This is a genomic window from Opitutus sp. sgz309028, assembly GCF_059821195.1.
On record NZ_JCAMRR010000003.1, the window covers coordinates 192,721 to 212,651 of the forward strand.

The 19,931-nt window shown below is 65.0% G+C and carries 16 protein-coding genes, 1 tRNA gene and 1 pseudogene; 11 read left to right on the forward strand and 7 right to left on the reverse strand.

Going from position 1 to position 19,931, the window contains the following annotated elements; translation table 11 throughout:
• The first annotated feature begins 43 nt into the window (after window positions 1-43).
• Complete coding sequence (locus tag AC6RV7_RS12730; protein WP_500094375.1) at window positions 44-1,486, forward strand: ammonium transporter; 1,443 nt, start codon at window positions 44-46, stop codon at window positions 1,484-1,486.
• Window positions 1,487-1,502: 16 nt separating this feature from the next.
• Complete coding sequence (locus tag AC6RV7_RS12735) at window positions 1,503-1,841, forward strand: P-II family nitrogen regulator (RefSeq protein ID WP_500094376.1); 339 nt, start codon at window positions 1,503-1,505, stop codon at window positions 1,839-1,841.
• Between the two features lie 60 nt (window positions 1,842-1,901).
• Here the strand turns inward: AC6RV7_RS12735 and AC6RV7_RS12740 are convergent, their stop codons facing one another.
• Complete coding sequence (locus AC6RV7_RS12740; RefSeq protein ID WP_500094377.1) at window positions 1,902-2,741, reverse strand: helix-turn-helix transcriptional regulator; 840 nt, start codon at window positions 2,739-2,741, stop codon at window positions 1,902-1,904.
• Window positions 2,742-2,809: 68 nt separating this feature from the next.
• Here AC6RV7_RS12740 and AC6RV7_RS12745 point away from each other — a divergent pair, with 68 nt between their 5' ends.
• A complete protein-coding gene (locus AC6RV7_RS12745; protein WP_500094378.1) occupies window positions 2,810-4,741 on the forward strand; it encodes a Gfo/Idh/MocA family oxidoreductase in 1,932 nt (643 codons plus the stop codon).
• 248 nt (window positions 4,742-4,989) lie between these two features.
• Here AC6RV7_RS12745 and AC6RV7_RS12750 read toward each other — a convergent pair whose 3' ends face one another.
• The 3 genes from AC6RV7_RS12750 to cysS form a co-directional block, all read right to left on the reverse strand.
• Complete coding sequence (locus AC6RV7_RS12750; RefSeq protein ID WP_500094379.1) at window positions 4,990-5,490, reverse strand: tetratricopeptide repeat protein; 501 nt, start codon at window positions 5,488-5,490, stop codon at window positions 4,990-4,992.
• Window positions 5,491-5,557: 67 nt separating this feature from the next.
• Window positions 5,558-7,492: a threonine--tRNA ligase gene (thrS, locus tag AC6RV7_RS12755; protein ID WP_500094380.1), complete on the reverse strand. Its 1,935-nt coding sequence runs from the start codon at window positions 7,490-7,492 to the stop codon at window positions 5,558-5,560.
• A 201-nt stretch (window positions 7,493-7,693) separates the two neighbouring features.
• Entirely contained in the window at window positions 7,694-9,070 is a 1,377-nt protein-coding gene (cysS, locus tag AC6RV7_RS12760; protein WP_500094381.1) for a cysteine--tRNA ligase, read from the reverse strand.
• Between the two features lie 120 nt (window positions 9,071-9,190).
• Here cysS and AC6RV7_RS12765 point away from each other — a divergent pair, with 120 nt between their 5' ends.
• Both AC6RV7_RS12765 and hemB read left to right on the forward strand, forming a co-directional pair.
• The gene (locus tag AC6RV7_RS12765) at window positions 9,191-11,245 is read left to right on the forward strand and encodes a hypothetical protein (RefSeq protein WP_500094382.1); all 2,055 of its coding nucleotides are present in this window, start codon (window positions 9,191-9,193) and stop codon (window positions 11,243-11,245) included.
• Between the two features lie 77 nt (window positions 11,246-11,322).
• A complete protein-coding gene (gene hemB / locus AC6RV7_RS12770) occupies window positions 11,323-12,339 on the forward strand; it encodes a porphobilinogen synthase (RefSeq protein ID WP_500094383.1) in 1,017 nt (338 codons plus the stop codon).
• A gap of 144 nt (window positions 12,340-12,483) precedes the next feature.
• Here hemB and AC6RV7_RS12775 read toward each other — a convergent pair whose 3' ends face one another.
• Window positions 12,484-13,065, reverse strand: a complete 582-nt coding sequence (locus AC6RV7_RS12775; RefSeq protein ID WP_500094384.1) for a polysaccharide biosynthesis/export family protein — start codon at window positions 13,063-13,065, stop codon at window positions 12,484-12,486.
• A 130-nt stretch (window positions 13,066-13,195) separates the two neighbouring features.
• The gene (locus AC6RV7_RS12780; protein WP_500094385.1) at window positions 13,196-13,984 is read right to left on the reverse strand and encodes a hypothetical protein; all 789 of its coding nucleotides are present in this window, start codon (window positions 13,982-13,984) and stop codon (window positions 13,196-13,198) included.
• A gap of 183 nt (window positions 13,985-14,167) precedes the next feature.
• Between AC6RV7_RS12780 and AC6RV7_RS12785 the strand changes: the two genes are divergently transcribed.
• The 5 genes from AC6RV7_RS12785 to AC6RV7_RS12805 all read left to right on the forward strand — a co-directional run bounded on the left by AC6RV7_RS12785 (window position 14,168) and on the right by AC6RV7_RS12805 (window position 17,769).
• A complete protein-coding gene (locus AC6RV7_RS12785; protein WP_500094386.1) occupies window positions 14,168-15,217 on the forward strand; it encodes a quinone-dependent dihydroorotate dehydrogenase in 1,050 nt (349 codons plus the stop codon).
• 316 nt (window positions 15,218-15,533) lie between these two features.
• The gene (locus AC6RV7_RS12790; protein WP_500094387.1) at window positions 15,534-16,100 is read left to right on the forward strand and encodes an RNA polymerase sigma factor; all 567 of its coding nucleotides are present in this window, start codon (window positions 15,534-15,536) and stop codon (window positions 16,098-16,100) included.
• Window positions 16,084-16,374, forward strand: coding sequence for a hypothetical protein (locus tag AC6RV7_RS12795; RefSeq protein ID WP_500094388.1), 291 nt, complete (start codon window positions 16,084-16,086; stop codon window positions 16,372-16,374). The genes AC6RV7_RS12790 and AC6RV7_RS12795 overlap by 17 nt, the downstream gene beginning before the upstream one ends.
• Window positions 16,371-17,588 (forward strand): hypothetical protein, encoded by a 1,218-nt coding sequence (locus AC6RV7_RS12800; protein WP_500094389.1) that lies wholly within the window; start codon window positions 16,371-16,373, stop codon window positions 17,586-17,588. The genes AC6RV7_RS12795 and AC6RV7_RS12800 overlap by 4 nt, the downstream gene beginning before the upstream one ends.
• Before the next feature lie 96 nt (window positions 17,589-17,684).
• Window positions 17,685-17,769: transfer RNA gene (locus AC6RV7_RS12805), tRNA-Leu, on the forward strand.
• Window positions 17,770-18,048: 279 nt separating this feature from the next.
• Here the strand turns inward: AC6RV7_RS12805 and AC6RV7_RS12810 are convergent.
• A pseudogene (locus tag AC6RV7_RS12810) lies at window positions 18,049-18,249 on the reverse strand (IS3 family transposase); the annotation flags it as partial.
• Between the two features lie 165 nt (window positions 18,250-18,414).
• On the opposite strand from AC6RV7_RS12810, the gene AC6RV7_RS12815 reads away from it, so the two are divergent.
• Window positions 18,415-19,929, forward strand: a complete 1,515-nt coding sequence (locus AC6RV7_RS12815) for a glycoside hydrolase family 30 protein (RefSeq protein ID WP_500094390.1) — start codon at window positions 18,415-18,417, stop codon at window positions 19,927-19,929.
• Window positions 19,930-19,931 lie beyond the last annotated feature (2 nt).

Below are 19,931 nucleotides of genomic sequence, written 5' to 3' on the forward strand. Positions count from 1 at the left end.
TGCCATGACGCGAGGCGTGGAGAACTTGGTATCAATGCTGCTCATGGAGGATCCGAATATGAGAAGTGTGTTTCACCTCACCCGCCTCGCGATTGCCGCCGTGTTGTGCTGGTCCGCCAGCCACATGGCGTTTGCCCAGGAAACGCCGACCCCGCCGCCGCCCGAGCCGACCCTCGAGCAGCGCATCGCGGACCTCGAAGCTTACGTGAACAACGGCGCGCGCACGCCCGACGTCGCCTCGAAGATCCCCGGGCCGGGGCCCGGCCACAACGCCTGGCAGATGGTCAGCACCGCGCTGGTCATTTTCATGACGCTGCCGGGCTTGGCGTTGTTTTACGGCGGTCTTGTGCGACGCAAGAACGTCCTCTCCGTGCTGGCGCAGTGTCTCGGCATCGCCGGGCTGGTCACGATTCTCTGGTGGGCGATCGGCTACAGCCTGGCCTTCGCCGGCGGCAACAGCTTCATCGGGAATGCCGATCACGCCTTTCTGAAAGGCGTCGAGCCGGGCAACACCGGCGCCGGCTACTACTGGATCAGCGATGCGATGTGGGCGATGTTCCAGCTGAGCTTCGCGATCATCACGCCGGCGCTCATCGTCGGCGCCGTGGCCGAACGCATGAAGTTCGGCGCCGTGCTCCTATTCGTCGCGTTGTGGATGTTTGCCGTGTATTTCCCGTTTGCCCACATGGTCTGGTCGGGATCGGGCTTCATGTGCGGACCGCTCAACGCCAATGCCGGCATCAAGGCGATCGACTTCGCCGGCGGCACCGTCGTTCACATGACTTCGGGCTGGAGCGCGCTCGTGCTCTGCATCGTGCTGGGCAAGCGCTTCGGCTTCGGCCGCGAGGCGATGCCGCCGCACTCGATGGTGTTGTGCATGATCGGCACCGGCATGCTCTGGGTGGGCTGGTATGGTTTCAACGCCGGCTCCGCGCTCGGCGCCGACGCGATCGCCTCGAACGCCTTCGCCACCACGACGCTCGCGGCCGCGACCGCCGGTTTCGTCTGGGCCCTGGCCGAGTGGGTGACGCGCGGCCACCCCAGCGTGCTCGGCTTCTGCTCGGGCGTGGTGGCGGGACTGGTGGTGATCACGCCGGCGGCGGGATTCGTTTCGATGAACTCCGCGGTCCTGATGGGTCTGTGCGCCGGCATCATTCCGTATCTCGCCGTCGCGTATTTGAAAAAGGCCTTCGGCTATGACGACGCCCTGGATACCTTTGGCGTTCACGGCGTCGGCGGCACGCTCGGCGCCATCCTCACGGGCGTCTTCGCCGACGAAAAGGTCAACTCCGTCGTCGGTCCGCTCAAGGAGGGCCTCGTCATGGCGCAGCTAAAAGCGGTTGCGCTCACAATTTTGTGGAGCGTGATTGCCACGACGATCATTGCCTTCATCGTCAAGGCCGTGGTCGGACTTCGCGCCGCACCTGAAGTTGAGTCCGCCGGGCTCGACATCAGCGAGCACGGTGAAGAAGGTTATATCGGCTAATCCTTAACGAACCTCCATGAAACTCATCATTGCCATCATCAAACCTTTCAAACTCGAGGAGGTGAAGTCCGCCCTCGCCAGCATCGGCGTCGAAGGGATGACCGTCACCGAAGTGAAAGGCTTCGGCCGTCAAAAAGGACACACCGAGATTTATCGCGGCAGCGAATACACGGTCGACTTCCTCCCAAAGGTGAAGATCGAAATCGTGACCTCCGACGCGGTGGCGCCCAAGGCCGTCGAGGTGATCGTGAAGACCGCCAAGACCGGCAAGATCGGCGACGGCAAGGTGTTCGTCGTTCCGATCGATGACGCCATCCGCATCCGCACGGACGAGCGCGGCGACAGCGCGATCTGACCGGACGCGTTCACGGCTTTTCGATGCCGGACCCTGCGGGGTCCGGCATTTTTTTTTACCTCACGCGAGCGCCCGGGCGCGCAACCGGAACTGGCGCGGCGTCACGCCATGCTGCCGGCGAAAGAGGTGATAGAAGTGACTGAGGCTTTCGAACCCCGCCGCGAGCGCCACGTCGGCGATGGTGCGACCGGAATACTGCAACTCCGCGGCCGCCCAGCCCAGCCTCAGCTGGTTGACCAGGTCGGTCGGCGTCACGCCGTGCACCCGCCGCACCGTGCGCGCCAGGTGTTCCGCCGAACAGCCGGCGAACCGCACCAGCTGCGGCACGCCGCGCGCGAGGTGACGCGGCTCGTTCATGGCCACCCGCGCCGCCGCCAGCCACGCGGGCTCGGCCGTGAGCCGCACCGGCGCATCGCGTTGCCGGAGCAGGTGAAAAAGATTCAGCAGGAAGCGCTCGGTCGCATGCAGATCCGGATCTCCCGTCGCCGCCAACTCGCGCGCGGCGTGGTCCAGCAGGTGGAGCTCCGCCGGGGCGAGTTGCAGCATCGGCGGAGGTTCTGCCTCGTGCCACCAGGCGATGCGTTGCCCGGCAAAATAGCGTTCGCGCAGGTGCGCAACGATGTCTGGCCGAACCGCGAAGTTGCACACGGTGCCGCCGCGCGCGTCGATGCCGCGAAACGCATGCCGGTCCGTGGGGCGGATGAACATCAAACGTCCCAGCGGCAGTTCGGTGCCCACCCCGTTGAGCTCATGCTGCAGGCATCCGGCGGAGATCCAGAAAACCTCTGGGAAGTCATGATCATGCAGCGGGAACTCTTCGCCAAGCGTCTTGCGCGACCAGGAGATCAGGCTCACTCGACCGGACGGAAAGAGGCGGTTCCACTGCAGCGTGAGCGACATCAATTAACAGCAAGAAAACGTCGGGCGCGCGACAAGACAGTTTGCGCGTTTTCCGGTAGGCTCCGAACATGAAACCCCGCCTGTCGTTCGTTACCGCCAACTACGTTGCCCGCCAACTCGGCTTTCACATGAACGGCGGCTGGATGCAGGGCGACGCGGCCACGCAGGCCTGGTTTTCGCCGCGCGAGACCTTCGCCGTCCGCTTCGAAGAAATGCTTTGCGCGATCAAATCGCTCGGCTTTTCCGCCATCGATCTCTGGGGCGCGCACCTCCACTGGCATTGGGCGACGCTGCCCCACATCGAAGCTGCGAAACAGCTGCTCGCGAAACATGCGATGACCGTGCGCAGCTACGCCGCGTGGGTCGCGGACATGTCCGAGCTGCGCAGCGCGTGCCGGCTGTGCGCGGAGTTGGAGAACCCGATGATCGCGGGCAACATCGTCGACTTCATGAAGCATCGCGCGGATGCGGTGGCGGTGCTGCGCGAATTCGGGGTCGCGTATGCCGCCGAGAATCATCCGGAAAAAACCGGCGACGAACTGCGCACGCGGATCGGCGAGGGCGACGAGGATATCGTCGGCATCGCGCTCGATACCGGTTGGTGCGCGACGCAGCGGTGGAACGCACTCGACGCCGTGCGTGAGTTTCGCGCGCGGCTTTTTGCGGTGCACCTGAAGGACGTGAAGGCGCCGCGAGCCGGGAAGACGGGTTTCGAGTTTGTCGACATGGGCCACGAAACCTGCCGGCTCGGAGATGGCGTGGTGCCGGCCGCGGCGATCGTCGAGTTTCTGCGCACGAGCGATTTTCGCGGACCGCTTTGCATCGAACACGAACCGGAGGAGTTCGATCCGAGCCGCGACGCCGCGGAGAGCCGCGAGCGCGTGGAGCGCTGGTGGTCCGCCGTCGAGCTCAAGGAAACTGCGCCGCCGCTGCGCGTCGCCGTCGTCGGCTGCGGCAACATCGCCGGCGCCTATGGCGAAGCGATGCGGGCGGATCGCGGAATCGAGATTCGTGGTGCGACCGACATCAATCCGGCGGCCGCGAAAGCGTGGGTCGAAAAGAACGGCGGCCGCGCGTATGCGTCGCTCGACGAAGTGCTCGCAGATCCGTCCGTGGAAGCCGTTGTGAATCTCACGATCCAGCAGGCGCACGTCGAGGTCGTCACGCGTTGTCTCGAAGCCGGCAAACACGTTCATTCCGAGAAACCGCTCGCGCCGACGCATGCCGAAGCCGCGAGTCTCGTGGCGCTGGCCGAGAAGCGCGGACTGCGCTTGAGCTGCGCGCCGGTGACGTGGCTCGGCGAGGCGCAACAGACGGCTTGGAAACTCGTGCGTGACGGCCGCGTGGGCACGCCGCGCGTGGCGTATGCGACGGTCGATTGGGGGCGCATCGAAACCTGGCATCCGAATCCCGCGCCCTTCTACGCGGTCGGCCCGGTTTTCGATGTCGGCGTGTATCCGCTGTCGCTGTTGACCGCGTGGTTCGGACCCGTGCGACGCGTAACGGCGGGCGGCGCCGTGGTGCTGCCCGAACGCGTGACGAAAGACGGCCGGCCGTTCACGACGGCGACGGAAGACTGGCTCGTGGCGGTGCTGGATTTCCAGGATGGGCTGCGCGCGCGGTTGACGGCGGATTTCTACGTTGGCGAACCCGCGGAGAATCGCGCGGGGCTCGAGATTCACGGCGACAAGGCGTCGATCGCGACCGCGTGGTTTGCGGCGACGGCGCCGGTGAAACTCGGCGAGTTCGGCGGACGTTACCAAACGGTGCGGCCGGTCCGGCCGCCCGCGGGCGAGGGACCGTGGTGGTGCGACTGGGGCGCGGGCGTGCGCGAGCTGTGGCGTGGATTGCGCACGGGCGCGCCGCATCCGACGACGGGCGCTCATGCCGCGCACGTGGTTGACGTGATGGAAAACATCCACCGCTCGGCCCGCGAAGGCCGCGCGATCGAACTGACGAGCACGTTTACCGCGCCGAAGCCGCTGGAGTGGGCGAGGTAATTCGCCCATTCCACCGCGCGTTTAGCGCGAAGGGATTTTCGTCGACGGGCGGGGAATCGCAAAGGGTGACGCGGAACGCCCCGTCTCGTCGCCTGCGCGCCTTTTCGATTACGCGCTTCACGCCGGTGTTCTCTACGAGCGCCGTTTCCCGGCCGCCCATCGATTTATCTCCGCCAGCGCCAACCAGAGTGTCATATAATGTATGACACTCTGGTTGGGTGGCGCTGGAGGGGAAGGCGACGGCGCCTCTAGTGCAATCTGGCGGCGTGGTAACGCAGCGCACGCTGGTAGGCAGCGATGCCCGGATCCTCGCTGCGCTCGCAGAGCAGATCGAGCGCGAGGCGCAGCGCCTCCGCGTGGCGGCCTTGTTCGTGGAAGGTCAGCGTCAGGAACGCGTCGAACTCCGGATTCTCGGGAAACTGCAGCTTGGCGGTGCGCAACACCTCGGCGGAGCGCTCAATTTCGCCGACGAGCCGCAGCACGTTGCCCAATCCGAGCAGCGCGCCGGCGAGCTCGTTGTCGGGTAGTCCCAGCGCAACCGCTTTCTCGTAAAACGTCACCGCCTCGGCCGGGCGGCCGAGGATGTCGCAGGTCCACGCGAGTTGGTGGTTGATCTCCGCGACATTCGGATAACGCGCGTCGAGCTGCTTCAGCAGATCGAGGACATGGGCGCTCTGGCCGCCGTGTCGCGCGCCCACGATCGCGTCGAGCTCTGATTGCCAGGGCGCTCGCTCGGGAAATTCTTCCATGTCGGGCGGAAAACGAGGCGGACGACCGCACCGGATCGTCCGCTTTTGGTGGATACGTGGCTCGGGCTCAGCTGTTCGCTTTCGCGTCGGCGGCGGGCTTTCTGGCGGGCAGCGCGCGCGTCGCGATTTCGGTTTTCAGCTTCGCGATGTAGGTGTCGGCGGTCATCACGCCCTCGTCACCGCGGGCGCGGGAGCGGACGGACACGCTGTTGGCCTCGGCTTCCTTCTGACCGATGACGAGCGTGTAAGGCACCTTGTCGAGTTCGGCGCGGCGGATCTTGGCGCCGAGTTTGTCGCTGTGTTCGTCAAGGCTCGCGCGGAAACCCTCGGCCTTGAGTCGCGCGAGAAGGGCGCGGGCGTAGTCGTTGACCTTTTCGCTGATCGGCACGAGCCGGACCTGCTCGGGCGCGAGCCACGCGGGGAAGTCGCCGCCGAAATGCTCGATGAGCACGCCGCAGAAGCGCTCCATCGAGCCGAACGGCGCGCGGTGAATCATCACCGGGCGGTGCGGCTGGTTGTCGGCGCCGATGTAGGAGAGGTCGAAGCGGATCGGCAGGTTGTAATCGACCTGCACGGTGCCGAGCTGCCATTCGCGGCCGATGACGTCCTTCACGACGAAGTCGATCTTCGGGCCGTAAAACGCGGCTTCGCCGGGTTCTTCGGTGAACGGCACGCCGAGGGTTTTCGCGGCTTCGCGGCAGGCGTTCTCGGCCTTGTCCCAGTTGGCCGGATCGCCGGTGTATTTGTTGGAGTCCGGATCGCGGAGGCCGACGCGCACGCGGTAGTCGGACATGCCGAGCGTGGTGAGCACGATCTTCACGAGCGAGAGGCAGCCGAGCACTTCCTGCGCGACCTGTTCTTCGGTGCAGAACAGATGCGCGTCGTCCTGCGTGAAACCGCGGACGCGCGTCATGCCGTTCAATTCACCGGACTGTTCCCAGCGATACACGGTGCCGAACTCGGCGAGGCGGACCGGGAGGTCGCGATACGAATGCGGCTGCGAGGCGAAGATCTTGATGTGATGCGGGCAGTTCATCGGCTTCAGCATGAAGCCGTCGAGCAGCTGCTCGTCGGGGCGGACACGGTCCGGCGTGATGGTTTCGCGGCCGGTGCGGGCGTTGACCTGCTGTGCCAGTTTTGCGGATACAGCCTCCAAGCGCGCGAAAACTTCGCCGCACGAGCAGCCCTCGCCGAGGACCTTGGCGAGCGACTCGTTTTCGATGACGGGCGAGAACTGTGACTCCTTGTAATAGGGGAAGTGGCCGGAAGTCTTGTAGAGCTCGAGCTTGCCGATGTGCGGCGTGAAGACCTGCGAGTAGCCCTGCTTGCGCAGCTCTTCGCTGATGAAGGTCTGCAGCTCCTGGCGCAGGATCGCGCCGTTCGGAGTCCAGAGGATCAGGCCTTGGCCCACCTCTTCGTCGATGTGAAACAGCTTCAGGTCGCGGCCGAGCTTGCGGTGGTCGCGGGCCTTGGCCTGCTCCATGCGCTCGAGGTGTTGCGCGAGCTCGTCCTTGGTCGGAAACGCGGTGCCGTAGATGCGCTGGAGTTGCTTGTTCTTTTCGTCGCCGCGGTGATACGAGCCGGCAATCGAGAGGAGCTTGAATGCCTTCAGCTTCGACGTGTAGCGCACGTGCGTGCCGGCGCAAAGATCGATGAATTCGCCGTTCTGGTAGAACGAGATTTTTTCGTCCGCCGGGATGTCGGCGAGGCGGCCGAGCTTGTAGCGCTCCTGGCCCATTTTCTTGATGATCTCGACCGCTTCGTCGCGCGAAACCTCCTTGCGGATGAACGCCTGGTTTTCGTCGGCGATCTTCTTCATCTCCGCCTCGAGCTTCGCGAGGTCCTCGGCGGTCAGCTTGTGATCGAGATCGACGTCGTAATAAAAACCCGTGTCCGTCGGCGGGCCGATGTCGAGTTTGGCCTCAGGGTAGAGGCGAAGGAGCGCGGTCGCCAGCACGTGAGAGCACGAGTGACGAAGTTCTTCGAGCGGAGTCATGGCCATGGTGAAAAGCCGTCCTGCCTACGATTGCAGGGCGGAAGGGAGAGGTGGCCGGGAAACGGCGGCAGTGTCAACGCGAGTGATGCGGCGTGCGGACGAATCGGATGGGGAACACAGAGGGCGCGGAAGCCACGGAGTTCAAGACGGAGCCTCGATGACCTCCGTGGTTTCTCTGTGCGCGCTGGGTCGCCACAGATGTCTCGACTACTTCTTCGCGGGTTCGAGCGAGTAGCCGTCCTTGCGGTCGAGCATCGTCCAGCCGGCGGCGGCGAGCTCTTTGCGCAGCGCATCCGCGGTCGCGAAATCCTTCGCCTGTTTCGCCGCCCAGCGTTTTTCAGCTAGCGCGGAGATCTCGGCGGGCGCGTCGGCTTTGGGCGCAGCGGTCTTCGCGCTCAGGTCGAAGCCGAGGGCAAACATCGCTCGGTCGAACGACGCCAGATCCGGCTGGCCTTCTTTCCGATTCAAGATCGTGAACAGGGCGCCGAGCGCCGCGGGCGTGTTGAGATCGTCCTGCAACGCCGCGATCACCGGGGCAAACGCATCGTGCGCGGCGGCCGCCGGCGCGAGCGCGGCGCGGTGCGCGCGGAGCGTGGCGAGCGCTTTTTCCGCGGCGTGCAGCGAATCGAGCGTGAAATTCAGCTGCTTGCGCGGATGGCCGGCGAGCAGCGCGTAACGAATCGCCATCGGCGAGAAACCCTTCGCGACGAGGTCGTCGAGCGTGTAGAGATTGCCGAGCGATTTGCTCATCTTCTTGCCGTCCACGAGCAGGTGTTCGCTGTGATACCACTGGCGCGAAAACGTCACGCCGTTGCAGCACTCGCTCTGCGCGATCTCGTTTTCGTGGTGGGGAAACAGCAGATCGACGCCGCCGGTGTGCAGGTCGATGGTGTCGCCGAGGTGCTTCTTGCTCATCGCGCTGCACTCGATGTGCCAGCCCGGCCGGCCGGGACCCCACGGGCTGTCCCAGCGGTTTTCGCCGTCGTCGGGTTTGTGCGCCTTCCAGAGTGCGAAGTCGGAACCGTCTTCTTTCTCGTCCGCGTCGACCGCCTGCGATTTGCCGGCGAGCGCGCTGCCGGGCTGCAGCTCGCGCTCTTTCACGCGCGAGAGCCGGCCGTAGTTGGAAAACGAGGACACCTTGAAATACACGGAGCCGTCGGCGGCGCGGTAGGCGTTGCCGTGGCGCATGAGGCAGTCGATCATATCGACCTGCTCGCGGATGTGTCCGGTGGCGGTGGGTTCGACGTGCGGCGGGAGGCAGTTGAGCGCGGCGCAGTCGGCGTGAAACTTGTCCGTCCACTGCTGCGTGACGGCGGCGAGCGAGCGGTTCTCGTCGCGGGCGCGCTTGATCGTCTTGTCGTCGACGTCGGTGACGTTGCGCACGTGTTTCACCTTGTCCGGACCGAATTCGAGCTCGAGGAGGCGGCGGAGGACGTCGTTGACCACGAAGGTCCGGAAATTGCCGATGTGCGCCGGCGCGTAAACCGTCGGTCCGCAGTTATAGAAACGAAAAACGCCGTCGGCGTGCGACGGAGTCAGTTCGCGGACTTCGCGGGAGAGCGAATCGAAGAGCTTGATGGCCATGGAAACAGCGGAGGAACGTGGACGTTGACGGAGAGAACGCCAGAGCGGAACTCGAATTTCGCGCCGCCGCTTTCGCGATGAAGTCGGGCACGTTTGCGCCGATGAAGCGGTGGCGCACAGATGGATGATCCCACCGACGGAACCGTTCCCGGATTGGACCCCGCGCCGGCGACGAACGCGGTTGTTCGCGGCTGGCGCTGGCCGCGGCTGCCTTTGCTGATCGGCGTGATCGGCTTGGGCGGAGCCGTGACCACCGGCACGCTGTTCCACCAGCGTGCGAAGGAGGAGGTGCGTCAGGAAGTCGCCGGCGTGGAGCGACAACTGGAGCAAAAACTCGAACCGCTCGTCGCTTATCGCTCACGACTCGCGGATTTGCAGTGGCGCGCGTCGAAATTTCGCGGCGATGCGGCTGTCGCGACCGCGGAACCCCTGCGCAGCTGGACGCGGGAACGCGCGGTTCGTTTCGACGCGTTCGTCGGGGAGGTTGAAGCCGCGTCGGGGGCGGCCGAACTCGAGGGGGCCGCGAAGGCCGTGCGGGCGTGGTGCGAACAGGGAAAGTGGATCGAGGCGCGGGCGATGCTGGGCACGCTGCCGGCCGCGGGATATCCCGAGCCGGCGGTGGTGCAGGCGTTGCAGGCGCGGCATTACCTCGGCCCGCTGGCGCAGTTCAGCCGCCAGAATCCGGCGTATTATCGGGCGTTCCAGGAAAACGAGCCCGAGGCCGCGGCGAAGGATATCGCGGCCTTGCGCCGGCAGCTTGTCGCGGCGGGCATCGAGAACCTCACGCCGCAGACGATGCTGGGATTCGAGTTGTTGAGCGCGGTCGCGCCGCCGGACGATCCGTTGGTCACCGATCTTGGGACGGTGATGACGGCGGAGGATTTTTTCGAGCATCCGGATACGGCGACGCTCGCGCACTGGCGTGCCGCGCGGCGCGCGATGCGCACGGCGGATTGGCCGACGGCGGTCGCGCGGATGCAGGCGATCGTGAAGACGAAGGTGCGCACGCGTCAGCCGTTTCGCGCGGCTTACGGACGAGCGTTGATCCGCCAAAGTCCGGAGAACGCGACGGCGGCGTATCCGTTTTTCGAGGAGGCCGCGCTCGCCGGCGACAAGGAGGCGCGCGCGTGGGTTTCGACCGAGGATCTGGCGAAAGACCGTCTGCCTTCGGCGCTGCGCTGGCTGGAGGCGCGGGTGGGCGACGGCGAAACGGAAGCGACGGTGCCGCTGCTGAGTCTTTATGCGCGGCCGACGGCCGAACTGCCGCGAAACGAAGCCACCGAACTGGAGCTGTTGCAGAAGATCGTCGCCGCTCCCGATGCGCCGCCGCTGGCGTGGATGCTCCTCGCGCGACGGTTGGAACAAGGGTCTCAGCCCTCGCCGGAAAAGGCGTTCGCGGCCTATACACGCGCCGCGGAGGCGGGCTATGCGCCGGCGTTGCTCGAATTGGCGCGGCGTGCGCGGGCCGGCCAGGGAGCGCCCGCCGATCCGGCGGCCGCGGCGCACTGGGCGGCGCGCGCATATGCGGCCGGCGAAGCCAGCGCGGCCGTGGCGATGTTACTGGAGTTGATGCAGACGACGCCCGACCAAGCCGCGGGCGCGGTGCAGGCGTTGCTCGAACACGAGCAGGTGGCGAGTCCCGCCGGGTATGCTGAGACGCGCGAGCAGGCCGGATTGGTCGCGCCGCTGCGGTTGCGGCTCGCGCGCCATCTCGACCGGCAGGGAAAGTTCGGTGCGGCGGCGCGCTTTTATTCGCAAGCGGGCGACCAGGATCCGGGGGTGCAGAAACGGCTGGCGGAGCTCACGACGGGGCGTCCGTGCGAAGCGTGCAACGGCGTGGGCGAAACGACGAATTGGGTGGCGTGTCCGACCTGCGGTGGCAAAGCCACGCGTCAGTGTCCCGCCTGCAGCGGTCTCGGCTACACGTTCAAACCCGGATCGCCGCCGTGTCCGACGTGCGGCGGTGCCGGTGGAATGGTGCAGGACGGACGGGCGGTCGTGTGTGCGGCGTGCGAGGGCACCGGGAAAGGCAAGGCCTCGGCGGTGAAGGAGCCGTGCGCGCATTGCGCCAGTGGACGCGTCCCTTGCGGCGACTGCACGGGCGGCCGCATCTCGGTCAAGAAGCCCTGCGCGAACTGTCGCGGCACCGGGTCGCGTTCGCTGGCGGAGAGTTGAACCAGATGGGCACGTGTGTGGCTGCTGAAAATGCAGTCGCGAAAGCGGGAAAGCCGGTGCAAGGTCGCGGTTTTCTTATGTCCGATTCTTTCAAGCTGGATTTGACCCAACGCCCGCGTCGGCTGCGCCGCACCGCGAGTCTCCGCGCCCTCGTGGGCGAGACCGTGTTGCGGCCGGCGGATTTCATCGCGCCGGTCTTCGTCGTCGACGGCCGGGGCGGGCCGGAGCCGATCGCGTCGATGCCGGGCGTGATGCGGTTCAACGTCAACGACCTCGTCAAGGAATGCCGCGCGCTCGCGAAGTTGGGTGTCCCGGCGGTCGCGTTGTTTCCGAAGCTCGACGCGCGGTTGAAGGACGAGGAAGGCACGGCGGCGTTGCACGAGGATGCGCTCATCCTGCGCGCCGTGCGGGCGGTGAAGAAAGCGGTGCCCGAGCTGACGGTGATGACCGATATCGCGCTCGATCCTTACACGACGCACGGGCACGACGGCGTGTTGAACGTGGCGCGCGACGACGTCGATAACGACCGCACGGTGTCGATTCTCGTGCGCATGGCCGTCCTGCACGCGCGTGCGGGCGTCGATCTCGTGGCGCCGAGCGACATGATGGACGGACGCGTCGGTGCGATTCGCCAGGCGCTCGACGCGGCCGGTTTCACCGGCACGGGCATCATGGCGTATTCGGTGAAATTTGCGTCCGCGTACTACGGTCCGTTCCGCGATGCGGTGGGCAGTGCGAAGGCGGCGGGCACGCATTTGTTGAGCAAGTCGACTTACCAGCTCGATCCCGCGAACCGGCGCTCGGCGTTTACGGAGCTGGCGCTCGACGAGCAGGAAGGCGCGGACATCGTGATGGTGAAACCGGCCGGCCCGTATCTCGACATCATCCGCGACGTGCGCAACGCGACGCAAAAACCGGTCGCGGCGTATCAGGTTTCGGGAGAATACGCGCAACTGCACGCAGCGGCGAAAATGGGCTGGCTCGATCTCGAGCGCACGCGGCACGAGTCGCTGCTCGCGATCAAGCGGGCGGGCGCCGACATGATCCTGACCTATTTCGCGAAGGACATGGCCGCGGCGCTGCGGCGGGGCTAAGGCGGGGCTGGTTTTGGGTTCAGAGTTTTGGGTTCCGGGTTCCGAGTTCGCGTTACGAACTCGACAGACTGGAGGGCGGTCGTGGGTTCAACTCGGAACCTCGAACTCGGAACTCCTAACTCGAAACTCGGAACATAATATTCGCTAGAACGGCGAGCGCGGCACCTGGATCGAATCTCCCGGGAGCAGTCGCGGATCCTGCGCCGGGTCGCGCTGCGCGAGCTTCACGTCCAGCGGGTAGGTGGCCTGTTCGCGAGTGAGCGTCACGCGGGTTTCTTTCGCGTAGAGCGTGAAGCCGCCGGCGGACTGCACCGCTTTGGCGACGGTGAGGTCGGGCGTCCAGACGATGCGGCCCGGTCGCACCACCTCGCCACCGACGTAAACGTAGCGTTCGGTGACGCTCACGGAGACGTCGACGCCGAGATAGATCTTCTTCGCGATATACGTTTCGCGGATACGCTGGGCGAGCTCGCCCGTGTTGAGACCGGCCGCGGATACGGCACCGATAAAAGGAAGGATGATGTTGCCCTGATCGTCGACCTGGACGGCGTTCAGCGACGGATCAGGCACGCCCTGCAAAGAAACGGTGAGGCTATCGCCGGGGCGCAGCTGCGCGGTGGAAGTCGCCGCGGGGATGGCGGGCTGCGTGGCGGTCAGGGTCGCGGTGGTGCAGCCGGTCAAAAAGAGCAGGGCGGAGGCGAGCAGGAGCGCGCAGCGGGAAAGCATGGCGCGAAGATGGCGAGGCGAAGCGACGAATGGCAATGGCGGGCTGCGGACGCGGGGCGCACGCCGTCCGCACGATTGTGGTCCGCAAAAAAAAGCGGCCCGGGTGGGCCGCTTTGAAAAGCGATGGGAGTCAGCGTTTGCCGCGGGATTTTTTGCGCGGCTTCTCGTCTTCGTCGTCCGCGTCCTCTTTTTCCTCGTCATCCGCATCCTCGTCGTCCTCGTCGCCGTCGGACTCTTCGTCGTCGCCCTCTTCATCCTCGTCCTCATCCCATTTGAGGGATTCGTCGTTCTTGAGCTTCTCTTCCTCCTCTTCGTCGAGTTCGGGCAGGTCGGCGTCGTCGGCTTCGTCGTCGAGCGACTTGGCCGGCGTTTCGTCGTCCGACTCGTAGCCGGCGGGCATGAAGTCGAGGATCGACGTCAATTCTTCGAAGGAGTGGATGGCTTTGCCCTCGATGAAGTGGCTGTTCTGGTCCTCGCGGAGCTCGTCTTCGACTTCGTCGAGGGTGAGCTTCGATTCGAATTCGAAGAGGTCGTTCAGCATCTTCACGCGGCAGCGCGTGATGTGATCGAGCAGGTCGGCGTAGGGGCCGTTTTCCTCGTCAAGGATGTCAGCGAGTGCGAAAAGTTTCTCGTCGGATTCGAAGAGCGATTCCTTCGTGCGCTTGAGGCGGATGCGGCCGTTGCCGAGATCCTTCTCGATCCGGAAGAGAATGAAAGCCCGCTCCATGATGTCCTGGTCGAAACCGTAGTCGCGCAGAGGATCGACGAGGTCGATGAGGTGAGCGAGCTGGCGCGGGTCGATGATGCTGAGGCCGTCGACATCCCAGCGGACTGGATCGCTGGTTTCGGCGACCCACCAGTTGTGATCTTCGCCGAGGCGGACGATGCACCAATCGAGAGTTGAAGTTGCTTTGGCCATGAGAAGGGAAAGGACGATTTTTGGCGCAGCGTGCGAGGGGAGGTTTAAAAAACAAGCACAAAAACGCTAGGTTCCGAACGCCGTTATCAGTGCGCGTTTTCTCATGATTATACGGCGTTTATTGCGCTTTTAGGGATTTCCCCGCCTTGCTTTTTAGGGGACCGTTTTCAGTGTCGCTCCACCATGGGATTGGTTTACGAGACGATGGTGCGTCGCGGGTTGTTCCGGCTCGACCCGGAGCACGCGCACGAACTGGCGGTGGACGCGCTGGCGCTGCTGGCGAAGGTGCCGCCGCTTTGCCGGTTGCTGGAGTGGCGCTGCCGTTTGCCGGTCGGATGTCGGCGGCCGATCGAAGTCTTCGGTTTGACGTTTCCCAATGCGGTCGGACTCGCCGCGGGTTTCGACAAAAACGGCGTCGCCTGGCCGGCGGCGGCCGCGATCGGTTTCGGCCACGTTGAAATCGGCACCGTCACGGCGCTGGCGCAGCCGGGCAACGAGCGACCGCGGGTGTTTCGGTATCCCTCCGAAGGGGCGGTGATCAACCGGATGGGTTTTAACAATGAAGGCTCCGAGGCGATGGCGCGCCGGCTCGCGCGACAGCCGGCGCCGGGGCACCGGCGGATTCCGCTGGGCGTCAATCTCGGCAAATCGAAGGTCACGGACATCTCCCGGGCGACGGAGGATTATCTGGCGAGCTTCGCGCGGGTCGCTGATTTCGCGGATTACGTCGCGCTTAACGTCAGCAGCCCCAACACGCCCGGGCTGCGGCAACTGCAGGAGGAGGACCGCCTGCGGGAGCTGCTCGGCGCCATCGCGGCGGCGAACCGGGCGCGGACGCGCCGCGTGCCGCTGCTGTTGAAGATCGCGCCGGATCTCACGTTCCGGCAGATCGACGCGGTGCTGGGGGCGATCGCGGAGTTCGGCTTCGACGGTATCATCGCCACGAATACGACGCTTGCGCGCCCGGGCGGGTTTGCGACGGCCAACCAGGCGGGCGGCTTGAGCGGCCGGCCGCTGCGGCGGAAATCGACCGAGATCGTCAACTACATCGCGCGCGCCACCGCCGGGCGGCTGCCGATCATCGGCGTCGGCGGGATCGAGGACGTCGCGAGCGCGGCGGAGAAACTCGATGCGGGCGCTACGCTCGTGCAGATCTACACCGGCATGATCTTTCGCGGTCCTTATCTGGCGCGCGACCTCGCGCGCGGGCTCTCGGATCGCCAGCGCGGCTGAGGGGGAGCGGAGAAGGTCGGGCGGGCACCGCGCGGAAAAATGTGCGCGCGGTGACTCCGCGCGCTTCCGGAGGGCGTAAGCAAGGGTATCAACACATGATTTCCCCGGCTCCCTCCCATTTCCCCCCGCTCTTCGTCGCAGCGTGCGACGGAGCGGGGCTGCGCATCACCGGCCCGCGGGGCCGGCATCCCTGAGATGGACCGGGATTGTAACGAAACCGTCCGCCGGCCGGCCGCACCCGCGGCCGGTCCGGCGCGACGCAATCCGAGAGGAACGGTTGATCTCCGTGGTGAAGGTGAATAGCCAGTCCCGCGCTGTGCGCTCCTTCGATGCCGATGCTCTCGCTCATCACCGCGACCTGGTCGCGCGGATGGCCACGGGCGACTCCGAGGCGCTGCAACTGCTTTACCTGGAATTCAACGCGCAGGTGCACGGCTTGGTGCGCCGGATCCTGGAGGATCCGGAGGATGCCCGCGAAGCGGTCCAGGACACGTTCATCAAGGCGTGGAACCAGGCGGCCTCGTATCGGCGCGATCGCGGAGAAGTCGTGTCATGGCTGGTTTTCATCGCCCGCAATTCCGCGATCGACCGGCTGCGCAAGGGCGCGCGACGCCGGCTGCTGCATGAGGCGCTGCAGCGCGAGAGCAGCGAGCTGACGATGCCCTCATTTGAACTTTTCGATCAACAGGAGAGGCTCGGCCGGCACCTGAGCGAGCTCTCCGCACCGCAACGCCAGGCGCTGGAGCTGGCGTTCTTCGGAGGCTGCACGCAGGCGCAGATCGCCGCGACGATGCAGACTCCTGTGGGCAACGTAAAAAACCATCTGCGGCGCGGCCTGCAGAAACTCCGGCAAATCGTGACCCGCCATGACGAAGGAATTTGAAACTGACGCGATGCGTTACCTGCTCGACGAACTCGCTCCCGCGGAGCGTGCCGCGTTCGAGGACAAGCTCACCCGTTTTCACGGCGCGCGCATCGCGCTCGCCGAATGCACCGAGTCGCTGGCGGCGCTGCGGCGCCAGGCGCTCGACCTGCCGTTCTTCGGCAGCGTGGTTCGGTCCGAGATCGCCACGGTCCTGCGAGCCTTGGCGGCTCCCCGCCCGGCGCCCGTTCGCCGCGGCGTGCGCAAACTCCGGCAACTGGTCGCCCTGTCATGACCGACGATTTCGAAAACGACGCGCTGCAGTATCTGCTGAACGAGATGGACGCCACGCGACGCGAGGCGTTCGAGCAGCAGCTCGCGCGGGACCCGCAGGCGCGAAGAGCGTTGCAGGCCTGTGCCGATTCGGTGGCGCAGTTCGCGGGCGAAGCCGCGCCGCCGGAGCCCATGTCGGCTTTTGATCAACGCACCGCCCTCGCCGCGATCGTCGCGGCCACGAAAGCGCCGGAAACGGTGCGGCCGTTTCCCGCGGGCTCGAAGGTGTTGCAGTGGTCGCACTACATCTGGCCGATGGCGGCGGCGGTGTTGCTCGCGCTCAATCTTCTGGATTTCAAGCGACCGCTCCAGCCGGCGATCGGACCACAGGACACCGCCTCGTCGGGAACGGTGGATCGCACGCCCGCTCGCACGGAACCGCCGGCAGCGGAGTCGCTCGCGCAGTCCTCGCCGGCCGACGTGGCGGTCGAGGCGGAACCGTTTCCCCCAGCGGAGAGCAGGTCATCCGCGATCCGGTTGGCCGACGGGCAGGGCACAGCGCGGCCGACCACGCCGACGGTGACTGATCGGATGCAGCGCGATTATGCGGCGCTGCGTCGCGACTACGCGGGCCTCGAGCACGAGCACGCCGAACTGCGGGCGAAATACGATACGATCATCCGTCAGCTGGCGGACCGCGCGGTCATCGAACGCAGCGTCGGCCGGCTCGCCGCGATGGAACTGGTGGATGCGGCGAGTTACGCGAGCGGCGTGCGGCGTGGCCTGGTCGATGTGGCGCGCGGGATTTTGACCGAACCGGGGGTCGTCGTGGCGACGCTGAATCTTCCGCCCAACGCAGGCGGCGGCAGCGATCCCGGTTCGACCGGTTTCGTGCCCGGCGGAGCGAGCGGTGCGGGCGACAGCCTGCAGCCGGCGACGAACGCGCCCTATGCCTGGTCGGTGTTCGACGACAAGGATCATCGCGGCTATCTGAATGTTTACAATCTGCCGCGTCCCGCGGTCGACCAGACGATGCAGCTGTGGGTGAAGTCGGCGGACGCGACCGGATATTATCGCGTGGGAGAGGTGCCGGCGCAGCTGCAGGGAGGCAGTGGAAATTTTTATTACTCGTTGCCTGAAGCCTCGCAACCGCCGGCTGAAATCCTGATCACGCAGGAGCCGCGGACGGCGATTCCGGTGGCGCCGAGTGGTCCGGTGGTCCTGCGCGGACCGTAAGGTCGGTGGTGCCGAAAAAGAAGCGGAGCGGAGTCATTTCGGGGCTTTACAAGCCCCGCGCGATTCCTCTTATTCCGCCTTCCTTCAGTGAAAGTTGCTCAGGTGGTGGAATTGGTAGACACACACGTTTGAGGGGCGTGTGCCGTGAGGCGTAAGGGTTCGAGTCCCTTCCTGAGCACCATTCTTCTCCTGCTAGGCCCCTAGCGTCTTGGCAGGTGAACAATTGGTGAACGGAAAGGCCCCAAACCGGGGGTAGGGGCGAGCGTGGGCCTCGTTTCCAAAAGGCTATACCATGCGGGTGAGAATATCGCAGCCCCCCTCCGCTAAACGTGTCAGAGCCCGCCTTGGCTGGGCGTGGCAAGTGGGTTTGCCCCGATTTTTCGGACACGGGGTTGCGCGGTTTTGAAGTGGTTAGTTGCTGACAGATTCGAAGTCGAGAGGCGTGCGATAATTCAGGGGCATCCGGCCGCTGCGGCCGGGCGATCTGCAGGAGATGATTGGGCGCGATCGGATGCGCGTGGTTGCTATCGGTCGTGCGCACCCGGAAGCGGCGGCGCTGGCGCCCACGCAAACCGGCTGTTCGCATCAGGCGTGCGACACGATGACGGCCGCAATGCACGCCGAGGTCCCGCAACGCGAAGCGCATGCGAGGACTGCCATGCCCTCCGAGCGTAGCGACCATACGATATCGTGATCTTCAGCGAAGGGGCCTTCGCCCTTTTCGGCCTGAATCGAAATCGTGCAGTCCGGATTCTCTCATAACGGATTATCGAAATCGCATTTCTCCGTCGTTGCGAGTCGCGTCGGCTCGACTCGAAATTGTGTCATGCCCGACAATGCGTTTTCGACCGATGCGAACGCTGGTGAGCCCTCTGGTTCTGCGCGATCCAGTAGCACCCTACGCGGAAGCATCGTCGGTGGTGCGCGGTTCTCGCGTTGGACCCGCCGGCTGATCAGCAGCGGGCTGACGCTCGTGGCTGTTTCCGCGTTGGCTGCGACGGGACATGAGGGACGGAGGGTGGAGTCTTGGTTAACTACGTCTGACAAAAGCGCACTGCTGTCGCCGCAGCCCGCGACTTACATGGCTGAGTCACTCACTGCTTCCCCAGACGACATCGAGATCATCCTTGGCGAGACGCAGCGGTTTCAGTCGATGGTGGGATTCGGGTTTGCGCTGACGGGCGGGAGCGCACAGCACCTCATCCAGATGTCGCCGGCGGTGCGCCGCAGGTTGCTCACGGAGCTTTTTTCACGCGAGAAAGACGCGATCGGAATCAGTTATCTGCGCGTGAGTATCGGCGCCTCCGATCTAAACGAACGCGTCTTCTCCTACGATGACCTTCCGCCTGGTGAAACCGACGTGGGCTTGGCCCGCTTCGATCTCAGCGACGATCGGAAACACGTCGTTCCGATCCTCAAGGAGATCCTCGCGATCAATCCGGCAATCGAAATTCTCGGCTCGCCCTGGTCCGCGCCGACTTGGATGAAAACCAATGGCCGGGTGCAAGGCGGCAAGTTGAAGGAGGAATACTACCCGGTCTATGCGGAGTATTTCGTGAAATATATTCAAGCGATGGCGCGAGAGGGAATCACGATCAGCGCCGTCACGCTGCAGAACGAGCCTTTCAACGACGGCAATACGCCGAGCATGCAGATGTTCGCGAAGGAGCAGGCGCGATTCATCGCGCACCATGTCGGTCCCGCCTTTCAGCGCGCCGGGATCACGACAAGGATCATCGTTTACGATCACAACTGTGATGCGCCTGAATATCCGATCTCGATCTTCAATGAGCCGGAGGCGGCCCGGTTTGTGGACGGCTCGGCATTTCATCTCTACGCGGGCCAAGTCAGCGCGATGTCCCGCGTCCACGACGCTTTCCCCGCCAAGAACATCTATTTCACCGAGATGATGGCGGTGAGCAAAACGGATTTTAATGTAGCGAAGCCCGTGGCTCGCATCGTGGTGGGGGCGACGCGCAACTGGAGCCGCAATGTCATCCTCTGGAACCTCGCCGCCGACCGAAACTTCGATCCGCATACGGACAACGGCGGCTGTTCGATCTGCCAGGGCGCGATCACGATCGAAGGCGACATCGTCGAGCGGAACCTGGCGTATTATACCATCGGCCACATCTCGAAGTTTGTCCCGCCGGCATCGGTGCGGATAGCGAGTTCCGAAAGCGCCGAACTGCCGAACGTCGCTTTCCGTACGCCCGATGGCAAAACGGTCGTGTTGGTTGCGAATCCCGGTGCCGCAACCCGGCGTTTTCGACTGCGATCGGCGGCGGGGGCGCTGGCGGCGATGCTTCCGGGTGGGGCCGTTGCCACCTACGTGTGGTAGGA